Origin of the sequence: Undibacterium sp. 5I1 (assembly GCF_034314085.1) — a bacterium.
In the GTDB taxonomy this organism is placed as follows: Bacteria; Pseudomonadota; Gammaproteobacteria; order Burkholderiales; family Burkholderiaceae_D; genus Undibacterium.
On the sequence record NZ_JAVIWI010000001.1, the window covers coordinates 3,122,503 to 3,135,586 of the forward strand.

The window sequence follows — 13,084 nt, forward strand, 5'->3', positions numbered from 1 at the left end:
ATGATTTTCTAAGGTAACTCTCACGGGACAAGTTCTTATGACTTTATTAGCGAATATTCGAGTGCGCGATATGAGTGTAAAAACTCGTTTAACCTTGGCAGTCGCCTTATTTTTTACTCTGGCATTTGCCCTGCTCACCGTATTCTCTATATCCGTATTTGAAAGAACCTTAGAAAAAGTCATCGACGTTCGTCAGTCAAGTCTCATACAAAACACCGCAGATGAGATAGATCAAAAATTTGAATTGAGAAGAAGCACCTTAATCCGTCTGGCGGTTGACCTTGGCTCAGTGCCGAGGAATAACGACAACTTACAAAGTTTTCTTGAGCAACAACATAGCCTCGACGGCTTGTTTGATAATTTTGCGATCTTCGACCTCAAAGGAGACCTAATCGCAAATATGGATAGGCCAGAAACCCGCGGAAAATTAAATATCTCGACCAGAGACTATTTTCAGAAATCGATTGCAGAGGGCAAAGTCGTCATTTCATCACCGTTAAAAAGTGGTGTCTCAGGACGACCAATTGTCGTGATCTGCGTTCCTATTTTTGATCCTAGGGGGCAAATGATCTTGACCTTATTGGGCACCATAGAATTGACTGAAGACAGTTTTTTGGCCAACTTTGCTAATGAGAAAATTGGTGCTACAGGATATTTTTATATCGTAACTGCTAAAGGCTTTTTTGTAACTCACCCAGACCAGTCACGTATCTTAAAGAACACCAGCGATATTCCCGGTAAAAGTTACTCGCTAGATATGGCATTGAATGGGTTTGAAGGGACAACTATGTCCACTACACGGCAGGGACAAGATGCGATATTTTCTTTCAAACGCTTGAAATCTGTGGACTGGATTGTTGCCGCTGTCTACCCGTCTGAGGAAGCATTTAGCCCCATCGTAGAAGTCAAGCGCAGCGCTATTTTTGTCAGCATAACTTTATTAGTGATTCTATTGCCACTTGCCTGGTGGTTTATGTATCGGCAACTAGCGCCGTTACAGAAATTACGCAATAAAGTTATTAACGCAGACACTGATTTTGATATTAAGTTACGCCCAAAAAGCTACCCCAAGGATGAGATTGGAGAACTCGCTAAATCTTTTGACGATACCATGGCCAGACGGTTGCTGGCTGAATCCGCCTTAGTCGCAAGTGAGAATAAATTACGATTAATCGCAGATAATATGTCCGCCTTTATCGGCTACATTGACTACAACGAGAAATATACCTTCGTCAATAAACAAGTTGAAAAACTGTTTGGCATCTCTGCTAAAAAAGCCATTGGCAAGACCATCAAAGAAGTGATGGAGCCTGCTTTTTACAATCAAAATAAACCGTTTATCAATCAAGTCCTCAACGGTGACTGGACACGGTATGAACGTCAGGCGCACAGAAATGGCAATGCTGAATGGGATCGTGTGACGTATGTCCCGGACGTTAACGCAGATGGAATGGTCGATGGATTTTTTGTACTGGTTGAGGACATTACAGAATTTAAACGCATTCAGACAGAATTAACTGCCAGCGAAAAACGTACCAGAACTATTACCGATAATGTACCGGCACTGATTGGCTATATTGATGCTAATGAACGCTATCAATTCTGCAATCGGTTCTACAACATGATTCCAGGTTTAAATTCTGAGATGATGATAGGCCAGACGGTCAAAGACGTTTTTGGCGAAACGCCGTATCTGGAATTGAAGGAAAATATCCAGCAAGCACTGAAAGGAAAAGCGGTCTCTTTTGAGCGCTTTACCACCGAGCGCGGTCTCGCCAGATATCTGCAATATGAATATGTGCCCGACGTTAATCTTGATGGTTCTACGGTCGGTTTTTATACCATGGTCATTGATGTAACTGATCGTAAAGAGGCGGAATTAAAACAGCAGTCCAGCGAGGGATTGTTGCGTGCGATTGCAGACAATATCCCGGCATTCGTCAGCTTTATCGATAAAGAAGATCGCTTTCAATTTGTGAACCGGCCATACGAAGCCTGGTTTAATCTGCCACTTGCAGAGATACGCGGGCGCTCTGTGTTGTCACTACTGACTGAGCCAATTCAGCAACTACACACAGAGCATTTTCTGATTGCGCTTGCAGGTGAAAAAACAGAGTTTGAATTACAAATCAGTATCTCCGGGATTTTTAATCATTACAAAGCGACTTATGCACCGCAACGCGATGAGGCTGGAAACGTGATCGGCGTTAATTCATTAATTAATGATATTACCGACGCCAAAGCGATAGAAACACAACTTCTCGCGCTAGCAAGATTTGATACCTTAACCGGTTTGCCCAACCGTAATCAACTCAACGAAAGATTAGCGGAAGCTACCGCCAGATCAACACGAAATCAGCGATCCATCGCTGTCATGTTTCTTGATCTTGATCGTTTTAAATCCATCAACGATACCCTTGGCCATCACGCAGGCGATCTGGTCCTCAAAGAATTTGCGTTCAGATTAAAAGGCTGCATCCGCCAGACCGACATGGTCGGGCGCTTGGGCGGTGATGAATTTGTGATTGTTCTTGAGGGTTTAAATAGCCAGGAAGAAAGTGAAATTGTAGGATCAAAAATCATCCAGGCAATGACGACTCCCTTCAATATTGATGGCAACTCCAGAATCATCACTACCAGTATCGGGATTGCGATTTCTAACACCAAAAATTCCAGTGGCGAAGATCTCTTGAACAAGGCTGACGAAGCCTTGTATCTGGCTAAAAAAGCGGGACGGAATATTTTTAGAAGTCTTGAACTTTAACGGATGAAAAGGTAGACGTCACCACTCGTTAGCGATGCTTGGCGAGGTTTGCGAGTTAAACCCAGATTTTCCATTAGACCGCTACCACTTCGCAAAAAATGCAGACGGCGTGCGGTCTTCAGAGGGATAGCACCACCGCGATTTGAGTGGAAACGCTAAAGCGACAATTGCACCTTTGGCGAACTGCCTGGCGTTGTTCCAATGGAAAATCTGGGTTAAAGCAAAACTATCACTCTATAAGCAAACAAACAGGCAACTGATAGCAACAAACAAGCAAAGCTAGTTTGTATCATCGTCTCACTGAATAATCTGGCAGCACGTCTGCCCAGCAGCATGCCAAGTATCGTACTCAGTACAAAAAATGTTGTGAACTGCAAAGGGATTACCGCGCCATGTAGTACAGCGCTACCTACCCCGGCGCTGCCGACTAAAGCAATCACAAATAAGGAAGTCGCAATCGCGCCATGCATACTGAGGTTGGTGTAGTGCCGCAACATCGGGACGATAACAAAGCCGCCGCCAACGCCCAACAAACCCGTGACTAAACCTGCGATACCGCCGATTGAGGCAATGACTACGCTGGTAATCCAGGTCAATTCAAAACGCCCGGTGCTACTGTTGATACAGACCCGGGTTGGTGAATGCTGACCGGCAGCGGGATTAATTCTTCGGCTGAATAAGCGGCTGGCCACAAAAAATAAAATCGCAGCGAATAAACCCATCAACCAGACTTGTGGCAAGCGCTGTGCAGCTAGTACACCGACCGAGGTTAAGGGCATACCAACCAAGGCCATCAGTAATGCAGCACGGTAACGCACTAGATTTTTTCGAAATCCTTCTATTGCACCCACCGCAGCGCCAGCGGTGACGGCTAACAATGCCACGGGCATGGCTTGCTGCATTTGCCAGCCCATTGCCTCAACCAAAGCGGGTACCGCCAAAATGCCGCCACCTGCGCCAGTCATGCCCATGACTGCGCCGACGGTTACACCAATAATCAAAGCAATAAGCTGGAGCATGTGAGTATAGCCAGGTGGGTAGAATCAAGTGAAAATCGTCATAGAGGTTGGATCAAATAGCCAGGTTCAAATAAGCAAAGCTGTTTTTATTGATCAGATTGTTTTCGTGTAGAAGCATAGAATTTTTCTAACCAAGTAAACACCTGCATGCCGACCAGCATCGCCAGCACAAACAAGGCGCCTTTGCCAAAGCCGCCACCCAGCAAAACCAGCGCCGGGCCCGGGCAAATTCCGGCGATTCCCCAACCCATACCAAACAGCAGACTACCGAAAATGAGACGACGATCGATCTGCGTGCCAGTCGGAAAATGTATAGGCAAACCAAGCAGCGACTGTTGATGTTGGTGCTGATATTGACGCTGACGTCGACGCGCAAACCAAAATGCACCACTAGCTACCGCAATCGCACCCGCCATCACCAAGGCCAATGATGGATCCCAAGCGCCGCCCAGATCTAAAAAACCAAGCACTTTGACCGGATCAGCCATGCCCGCCAAAATCAGTCCCAGACCAAAAATCAGTCCCGCCAATCCAGAGAAAAATAGCGGCATCATAGAACTCCGGTTAAATTGGTCAAACCATGCCGGAGGATGAAAACGGTGACAAAACCGGCTGCCATAAACGCGATGGTTGCCATTAAAGAACGTGGCGATAAACGCGACAAACCACATACGCCGTGCCCGCTGGTACAGCCTGAACCATAACGTGTACCGATGCCGACCAGCAAACCGGCAATGATGATGGCCGGCCAACCAGACTCAATTTTTATTATAGGCAAAGTGGCAAATACGCCGTACACCAAAGGCGCGCTCAGTAAACCCAGCACAAACGCCAGACGCCACCACCAATCACCCCGCACCGGTCGCAACAATCCGGCAACGATGCCGCTAATGCCAGCAACCCGACCATTCATTAAGATCAGCAGCGATGCGGCGAGACCGATTAAAGCACCGCCAAGCAAAGCAGAAACCGGGGTAAAAACGGCCCATTCAATATTCATAAAAATAGTCTCATAAAATATACTCCCCAATATTTTCTTCAAATAATGCCGATCGTCCAGATAATACCTGGACAATTGAAATATACTAACCCTGAGTATATTCAGGACTTAGGACAATACAGGTCATACAAAAGCTGCAATAAATGCAGTACTTTTGGGTCGGCGACAGAGTAATAAATGCGCTTTCCGTCACGCCGCGTATCGACTAAACCTTCGGTTCGCAGCACGCCCAATTGCTGCGACAAGCTGGGTTGATGCAGATCTAGCAGCTCTTCCAGCTGGCTGACAGACTTTTCACCCTGACTAAGCTGGCACAGCAGCAGTAAGCGATCTTCATTGCCCAAAGCACGCAAGGTGCTGCTGGCAGCTTGCGCAGCGACACGCATTTGCGCAATATCAAACGCATGTCCGGCTGGCTCTGTTGATTCTGTTGATTCTGTTGATTCTGTTGATTCTGTTGATTCTATTGATTCTGTTGTTTGGGTAGTCATAGCAGCTCGTTACAATTTACTTGATTACATTATATAATTTGATATTATGTAAGTCAAAAGAATATTTACCCCCGATCATTAGGAATGAGGAAATCATGTCCGTGCAATTACAAAGCTTCTTTGATGCCACCACTTGCACCGCGACTTATGTGGTCTTTGATAAGGTAGCAGGCAAAACTAGCGGTCATGCTGCCGTGATCGACAGCGTCCTCAATTACGATCCCAAATCCGGGCGCACCAGTACCGCAGGTGCAGATCAGATTGTGGAATTTATTCGCAGCCAGCAATTGCAACTTGATTGGATATTAGAAACCCACGCGCATGCCGATCACTTATCGGCTGCACATTATTTGCGCCAGCAGTTAGGCGGCAAAATTGCGATTGGCGCACATATCCGTCAGGTACAAACAGTATTTAAAAAGCTATTCCATCTGGAGCCGGACTTCGCGGTTGATGGTTCGCAATTTGATGTGCTGTTTGAGGAGGATGAAGAATTCCAGATCGGCAATTTGACCGCCAAGGCCTTATATGTGCCTGGCCACACCCCAGCAGATATGGCATACCAGATCGGCGATATGGTTTTTGTCGGCGACACTTTATTTATGCCCGATGTCGGCACGGCGCGTTGCGACTTCCCGGGTGGCGATGCGCACTTACTGTATCGCTCCATCCAAAAACTATTATCGCTGCCGGAATCGACACGCCTCATGATGTGCCACGACTACCCACCGACCAACCGCGCAATCCGCTTAGAAACCAGTGTGGCCGAGCAAAGGATTAATAACATTCACGTACATGACGGCATCAGTGAGGCCGCGTTTGTAGCAATGCGCAACAAGCGCGATGCGGGTTTAGAGATGCCAATATTAATTTTGCCGTCGGTGCAAATCAATATCCGCGCTGGTGCTTTTCCGACAGCGGAAGAAAACGGGATTAGCTACTTAAAAATCCCGCTCAATGGCATATGAAGTTTTCTACATATAGTTTTCTACATATAGTTTTTTACTGCAGCGTCGCCAGATTTATTCACCAGTTTTATGTGCTCTCGACGAGCTCTTTAGGATAAATTCTGACCAGCACTATCCGTGGGCCATTCATTTTTTTCACTACCGCATCAAATTGTGGGAAGCCAATTTTTTGGCCCTCAATCGGTAAATCGCCCAAGGTATGCATGATTAAACCGCCGATAGATTCGACCTCTTCGCTATCGATGTCGATGCCGAGTGCAATGCCCAGAGTAAACAAAGGCAAACTGCCTTTGCCCATCATAGTACCGTCGTCCAACGTGACCCAATCGTTTTCATTCAAGCGGAATTCGTCACGGATTTGTCCAACCAAAGCGCCTAGCAAATTATCTAAAGTCAAAAAGCCCAGCGGCTTATTGTCTTTGTAACCGACGATCGCAAAATGCGGCGCACCTTTACGAAAGCGCCGGAATAATTCCAATGCCGGCATGGTCGGCGGAACAAATTCTACATAGCGCAAATGGCTGGTTAATTCATCTAACGATTTACCGCTTTGCTGCGCCAGAAATAAATCCTTCAGATGCAACATACCAAGGACTGTTTTGCCATCTGCCTCCAGATACGGATAACGGCTGAAGCGATTGCGATACGCAGTTTCCATATTCTGCGCCAAGGTTTTGTCCTTATACATCGCCACTACTTCGCTAAATGGACGCATCAGGTCAGAGACTTCCAGATCACCAAAATCCAGCATCTGCGCCATGATGCTCCACTCATCTGGCGTCAGTTTTTTACTGCCATGGCTGCCGCGCAAAATCAGCTTTAGTTCGTCCGGCGAGTAATGTGTATCGCCACCATGTGCGGCATCTAAGCCAACCCAGGTCAAAACTTTATTGGCGCTGGCATTGAGCGCCCAGATAACCGGGTACATCGTCCAATAAAATAAATACAGCGCGGGTGCAGTCCACAACGATACGGTCTCTGGCATACGGATCGCCATCGATTTTGGCGCCAGTTCACCAATCACAATATGTAAAAAGGAGATGACGAAGAAGGCAAAAATGAAGGAAATGCCATGAATCAATTCTACCGAGACGACGCCAACGGCAACCAGCAGAGGCTCAAGCAAGCGGGCAAACGCGGGTTCACCTATCCAACCCAGACCCAAAGACGCCAGCGTAATACCAAGCTGGCAGGCCGATAAATAAGAATCCAGATGTTGATGCACGGTACCAAGTAAGCGTCCACGCACGCCGCCGGTTTTGGCAATACTGCGCACTCTGGTTTGACGCAATTTGACCAACCCAAATTCGGCGGCCACAAAAAAACCATTCAACACCACCAAAAACAAGGCGGCGATTACGAGCAAAAGATTATCCAACACAAACTTTCTGTCAACGAACCAACCGCTAATGTAGACTAGATTGAGGGAACTTGCCTAGTAATTGAGGTGTCAATATGCGCTTACTAAGCAAGTATCGCTTGAAAATTGCTATGGTCGCCAATATATACTCGGATCAAGTATATTTAAGTTGTCCATAGAATCACTGGACAGTAGGCATATTTTTCAATAAAAATAGGGGAGTATATTGAAAATACTAGAAAAAACCGGCTCGGACAGATTAAATCAGATAGCATAAAAATACTGGCAGCAGCGAACATAGACAGACGTCGCATTCCGTAGCTGCAAGCTTGGCGTACAGAAAAATTCGGACTGTATCCTTAGGACTTTTACTGGTTTCGCGACCGCTCTCTACTCATCCCTGAGCTTACTTCCGCACATAATTATCGGCACTTAGTTACAAGCAATCGTGCCAAGATGACATAGAATCCGACAAAGCTCATCCGCAAGAAAGAAATGGAGAAAACATTGTCTATCGACAGCATCCTTATTCGCATCTCTCAAATCAGACAGCAAGACCCACTCTATCGAGATATAGATTGTTTGCGTGATCTGGTCGCAGCGCTACGCCCTCCTCGCGTCCACAATATTGGGCAAGCTACCGACAATATCCGTGCGCTGTGCTACCTGTTAAAGCAACATCCGGATTGGGCGCGCAGCCTGCGTGAATACATCGCGCAAGTGATCACGACCCGCAAATTGGTACATCTGTTTACCGACACTGGCATCACCCAAAACAAAGGATTTTGGGGTGCCGCCTGGCATCAATTGGCAGAGAAATTTTTGCCGCCGCTGGTCAATGACGACTACCTTAAAGATTTGTTCGGTCAACTATTTAATAACGCCAACGACTATCGCTGGGTATCGGGCGTCAGTGATGAAGTCTGGCTAGAGTTATTCATGAGTCTGGGTTTTAGAGTCTCCAACCCACGTCCGATCTATGCCGCAATGACGCAAGAAGTACTCAGCGCCGTACAAGTCTTGTCTTACCGTATCACTACGATTGGCCTAGAGGCAGAACTGGTCAGAAATTATCCAGATATAGAACGTTTTGAATCGCCATTTTTACGCCAGAACGACGCCATCAACGATTACATTGTTGGTCATAGTGATTGGTTAATCGATAAAGAAATAAGCCGCGAAGACAGTTTGCATATCGAAGTGTTACTGACGCAGTGTGAAGAAGTCGTAATCAAAATCAGACGTACCGCAGCGATGCAAGGCGTGTCCGTCAGCCTGACGCGTTTGCTGTTACGCCTGACACAAAGTATCGAGCGCTTACGGATTTTATTAACACTGCTGGATACCCGCAGCGCCAAATCTGCGGCGATGATCGGGGTCGCGCTGTTAAAAGAACTGGTATTAGCCGATAACAAAAACGGCAGTATCCGGGACCTAATCCAAACCAACACCGAATTACTGTCATTGCAAGTCACTGAGCATGCTGGTAAGAGCGGTGAACATTACGTCACGACCAATCGCAAAGAATGGTACGAAATGATGCGCTCGGCAATGGGCGCGGGATTTATTGTCGGCTTTATGGCGATGATCAAAATCCTGTTTGGCAAATTGATCATGGCACCGTTTGGCTATGCCGTTTTATATAGCCTAAACTATTCATTCGGATTTATGTTTGTGCATGTCTTGCACTTTACGATTGCGACCAAACAGCCTGCGATGACCGCTGCACTCATCGCCAAATCAATTGATAAAGGCAAGCAAAAACTCGATGAACTAGTCGAGCTGATTGTACAAGTATTACGTTCACAATTTATTGCGATTCTCGGTAACGTCGGGATTGCGATCCCGACTGCCTTTGCGATTGCCTGGGCATGGTTTGCGATCTCTGGTCATCACATGGTGACGGTCGATAAAGCCCACCACTTACTGCAGGATATTGACCCTATCCACAGTCTGGCACTTCCGCATGCGGCAATTGCCGGCGTGTGCTTGTTTTTGTCTGGATTGATTTCGGGCTATTACGATAATAAAGCAGCCTATTCGCGCATACCAGAACGCTTGCGCCAATTACGTTGGTTAAGAGCGATTTTGGGCGAATCACGCTTGCATAAAATGACCAACTATATCGGCAATAATCTGGGGGCATTAGCAGGTAATTTTTTCTTCGGTGTGATGTTGGGTACGATCGGTCAGTTGGGCGTGTTCTTTGGATTGCCGATTGATATTCGCCACATCACTTTCTCCAGTGCTAACTTTGCTTTTGCACTCGTGGCGATGGACAACCATATGCCTTGGCAAGTTGTGCTCACTTCACTTTCAGGTATTTTATTGGTAGGTCTGACCAATTTAGGTGTGAGTTTTTCACTCGCGATGATGGTTGCCTTACGGTCTAAGCGCGTGAGTTTTGGCCAAGGCCGGGCTCTGAATAAAATGCTGTGGAAGCGGTTTTTGTCAGGCACCAGAGACTTCTTCTTACCGCCGAAAGAAACACATAGTAGTGCAGCAGAAACTGTAGGTGAGCTAACTACAAAGGAGCAACATTCTGAAGACGAAAAATCGATTGATCAAAAATAACGTCAAAGATCATAAACTAAACGCTGTCCCATAATTTGGGATCTACGCAAAAACTGAAACCCATGACCACAGAGGCTCAGTGACACGGATGCACATAGATATAGAGTAACAACAGAGCAAGAGAAAGGTTGGTTTTCACTGTTCTCTTGCTGTTCTCTTGCTGTTCTCTGTGCCGCTGTGTTGAAAGGTCTTGATGTAAAAGCAGGTTAGAGTTTTTGATACTCAAATGATGGCGACGAAGAGTGATTTTTCTAAGCCCTCAGCTTGCTAATCTCCATAATCCGACACGAGAATGCCGGGCCAGCAGTGTAACCTGTCTCAGGCTGAAACCTGACGATCACATGGGATTTACCAGCACTGAGTGCTTCAGGAATAGTATAGGTTTGATCGAAAAATACACCCGGCTGGCGTCCATTAAGTTCAACTTTAGCTATTTCTTGTTGGTCGACCAAAATCGAGAAGCGCCGGTTGCGTTCTTCGCCCCAATAAGTTGCTTGTAATTCCAGCTTACCTGGTTTTACTTTCATCTTGAACGAAAAGAATCCGCCTGTGCGCGCATCCCGCCCATTGCGGCCACGATAAGAAACCGGATAAGAGATAGCTGATTCCAGTTGATGATCTCGTTCTGCCTGCATCTCGCCCAGATGCATGATATCCACTGATCGTTCTGCGATCGCCTTCAATTCTGCCAGTTCTTTGTGATATTGATCGGCCGCGACTAACCACTGGGCATCGGTAAAACGATTAAAGTAGACTGCTGCGCGTCGCTCATACATCGCATAAAACGGCTGCAAGCGCAAATCTTCCGGGCGCATGATGCCAGTGCTTTGATATTGCGCTTTGCTGCCATCCACCGGAGTGATTTTTTCTAATAACTTCGCACCTACCAATGCTGGTGCCTGCCCTTTGTAGTCTTTGTCTGCTGCGCCGAGATCCGCTGCCATCACAAGTGGTCCACGCACAAATGCGACGATACTTTCATCTTCTTTTGCTGGCTGTCCCAGCGCGTTTTCAAAACGCATGGTGATCGGTAATTGTAATCGTATCTTATCGTTCTTTTTCCAGCGCCGGTATATCAAACAATAGCCATTTTGCAGAGAAGGCTTGATGATTTCATCATTGACTCTTAACGAGAAATCCTTGGCCCAGCCGGGTATCCGCAAGGCGATTGCAAATGGTTTTGCTTCTTGCGTTTTGTCGAGATTCAGCTGGATATTGCCCTCGAAAGGATAATGTGTTGTCATCGTCAAGTTGACCGCCTGTTCGCGCCAATTCAGGCTCGAAGGGATATACAGATTGACGAATAAACAGTCTTTATGTGACCAGTAAATACTGTCGCCATGTTTGGCATGACTTTCCATACCGGATAACACACAACACCAAAAACTGTCTTCTTCTGTCGAAAACTCGCGCGGCATGCCCGACATCAGCGGCGTCATGTAGGTGAACATGCCGGTCTTAGGATTTTGATGCGCAAGGATATGGTTGATATGACCGCGTTCGTAAAAATCAAAGTAGGCTGCATTCGGACGCCAGCTAAAAAGGTGGCGCGTCAGCTTTAGCATATTGTAGGTGCCACACGCTTCACACGTTTGTTCAGAAATATGCTGGTGCACGGTGTCTGGCGCGTTAAAATATTCTCGGTCACCGTGCCCACCGATGACGTAACTATGATGTTGGGTCACACTTTCCCAAAACTGGATAGCGGCTTTTTCATAACCGCGCTCGCCAGTAATTTCAGCAAGACGGGCGAGACCAATTAACTTAGGAATTTGTGTGTTGGCGTGCAAGTTTGCTAGTTCGTCACGACCTTCACGCATCGGTACCATGGTTTTATTATGGTAGAGACGCTCTGCCAGTTTTAGCCAGCGCACATCTTTGCTGCGTACATATAGTTCTGCGAAACTCTCATTAATACCGCCATGTTCGCAATTAAGTACTTGTTGCACTTGTTCATCGTTGAGGGCAGCAAATACTTTATCAATGTAGGCAGCGAGTTTGAGTGCCACCGGTAATGCCTGGGTGTTGCCGCATAAAGATTGAGCATCAAGCAAACCCGCGAAAAGTTTGTGCCAGTTATAGAAAGGCACCCAACATCCGTTTAAATCGAATCCCGCTGAATGAATGTTTCCCGCCATAATTTCAGGGAAAATTTCTTTACCGTCGACGATCTCACCTGACTTTCGTTTGCGCATAAAGCCGGCAATGTAGCCCGCACTATCACCGCTGCCTTGAGCGTTTTGCGCAAGTTCTAGTTCGTTGAAAATATAGTCCACTCTCTTACGCATCTCGCTGTCGCCAGTTTGCGCGTACATCAACGAGAGTGCCGTAAGGTAGTGTCCCAAAGCTTCACCCGCAATGGTGTCTGCTTCCCAGCCACCATAGGCTTTATCTTTTACAGGCAATCCGGCAAATTGATGATAATTGTGTAAAAAGCGATCTGGCTTAAGGCGCAGTAAGTAAGCCTTATTGGCGACTACAGCATCATAATAAGGTGAGGGCAATAACCTGACTTGCTCTAGTGATATCGGAGCTGCTTTTTTGGGTAACTCAAACGGATAAGTTAGTTTGATGACTGGCGACGCGCTCGCAAACGACGTGAGAAAGGCACTGCCAGCGATACCTTGAAGCATTTGACGACGTGGCAGGTTTTTGGGCTTAGCCATAATTTATCAACTTTCTTATTTACCGGATAATTTTTTAGATTAATGAATTTGCTTCACCTGGAGATCTCCACATGAGATTTTAAATGAGAGTTGTTTTAGTGCAAGCTAATTTAATGAGATACCCCCCCGGCTTTGCTGGAGGTAGTTTAATTTCAGGTGAACAAGCATCATATGGAAAGCGTACTATCAGTGAGTTAGAAACGAAGTTGAAAACTAAGTAAGGAACTAAGTTAGAAACGTTT

At 46.4% G+C, this 13,084-nt stretch carries 9 protein-coding genes; 3 read left to right on the plus strand and 6 right to left on the minus strand.

Annotation, left to right across the window (positions count from 1 at the left end):
• Window positions 1-37: 37 nt before the first annotated feature.
• On the plus strand, window positions 38-2,764 hold the full coding sequence (locus tag RGU72_RS13785; RefSeq protein WP_322120272.1) for a diguanylate cyclase domain-containing protein: 2,727 nt from the start codon (window positions 38-40) through the stop codon (window positions 2,762-2,764).
• Between the two features lie 215 nt (window positions 2,765-2,979).
• Here RGU72_RS13785 and RGU72_RS13790 read toward each other — a convergent pair whose 3' ends face one another.
• The 4 genes from RGU72_RS13790 to RGU72_RS13805 all read right to left on the minus strand — a co-directional run bounded on the left by RGU72_RS13790 (window position 2,980) and on the right by RGU72_RS13805 (window position 5,274).
• Window positions 2,980-3,783, minus strand: coding sequence for a sulfite exporter TauE/SafE family protein (locus RGU72_RS13790; RefSeq protein ID WP_322120273.1), 804 nt, complete (start codon window positions 3,781-3,783; stop codon window positions 2,980-2,982).
• 86 nt (window positions 3,784-3,869) lie between these two features.
• Entirely contained in the window at window positions 3,870-4,337 is a 468-nt protein-coding gene (locus RGU72_RS13795) for a DUF6691 family protein (RefSeq protein ID WP_416200126.1), read from the minus strand.
• Window positions 4,334-4,783, minus strand: a complete 450-nt coding sequence (locus RGU72_RS13800; protein ID WP_322120275.1) for a YeeE/YedE family protein — start codon at window positions 4,781-4,783, stop codon at window positions 4,334-4,336. Before RGU72_RS13800 ends, RGU72_RS13795 begins: the two co-directional genes overlap by 4 nt.
• Before the next feature lie 101 nt (window positions 4,784-4,884).
• A complete protein-coding gene (locus RGU72_RS13805; RefSeq protein WP_416200127.1) occupies window positions 4,885-5,274 on the minus strand; it encodes an ArsR/SmtB family transcription factor in 390 nt (129 codons plus the stop codon).
• Between the two features lie 95 nt (window positions 5,275-5,369).
• On the opposite strand from RGU72_RS13805, the gene RGU72_RS13810 reads away from it, so the two are divergent.
• A complete protein-coding gene (locus tag RGU72_RS13810; protein WP_322120276.1) occupies window positions 5,370-6,242 on the plus strand; it encodes an MBL fold metallo-hydrolase in 873 nt (290 codons plus the stop codon).
• 67 nt (window positions 6,243-6,309) lie between these two features.
• On the opposite strand, the gene RGU72_RS13815 is transcribed toward RGU72_RS13810, so the two are convergent.
• Entirely contained in the window at window positions 6,310-7,620 is a 1,311-nt protein-coding gene (locus tag RGU72_RS13815) for a hemolysin family protein (RefSeq protein WP_322121643.1), read from the minus strand.
• Between the two features lie 489 nt (window positions 7,621-8,109).
• Between RGU72_RS13815 and RGU72_RS13820 the strand changes: the two genes are divergently transcribed.
• Window positions 8,110-10,176 (plus strand): site-specific recombinase, encoded by a 2,067-nt coding sequence (locus tag RGU72_RS13820; protein WP_322120277.1) that lies wholly within the window; start codon window positions 8,110-8,112, stop codon window positions 10,174-10,176.
• Between the two features lie 251 nt (window positions 10,177-10,427).
• Here the strand turns inward: RGU72_RS13820 and RGU72_RS13825 are convergent, their stop codons facing one another.
• A complete protein-coding gene (locus RGU72_RS13825; protein WP_322120278.1) occupies window positions 10,428-12,842 on the minus strand; it encodes a beta-L-arabinofuranosidase domain-containing protein in 2,415 nt (804 codons plus the stop codon).
• Window positions 12,843-13,084 lie beyond the last annotated feature (242 nt).

Coding starts and splice junctions, on each gene's coding strand:
- RGU72_RS13795 (WP_416200126.1), bottom strand. CDS start 4,337: ATGATGCCGCTATTTTTCTCTGGATTGGCGGGACTGATTTTTGGTCTG.
- RGU72_RS13785 (WP_322120272.1), top strand. CDS start 38: ATGACTTTATTAGCGAATATTCGAGTGCGCGATATGAGTGTAAAAACT.
- RGU72_RS13790 (WP_322120273.1), bottom strand. CDS start 3,783: ATGCTCCAGCTTATTGCTTTGATTATTGGTGTAACCGTCGGCGCAGTC.
- RGU72_RS13825 (WP_322120278.1), bottom strand. CDS start 12,842: ATGGCTAAGCCCAAAAACCTGCCACGTCGTCAAATGCTTCAAGGTATC.
- RGU72_RS13805 (WP_416200127.1), bottom strand. CDS start 5,274: ATGACTACCCAAACAACAGAATCAATAGAATCAACAGAATCAACAGAA.
- RGU72_RS13800 (WP_322120275.1), bottom strand. CDS start 4,783: ATGAATATTGAATGGGCCGTTTTTACCCCGGTTTCTGCTTTGCTTGGC.
- RGU72_RS13810 (WP_322120276.1), top strand. CDS start 5,370: ATGTCCGTGCAATTACAAAGCTTCTTTGATGCCACCACTTGCACCGCG.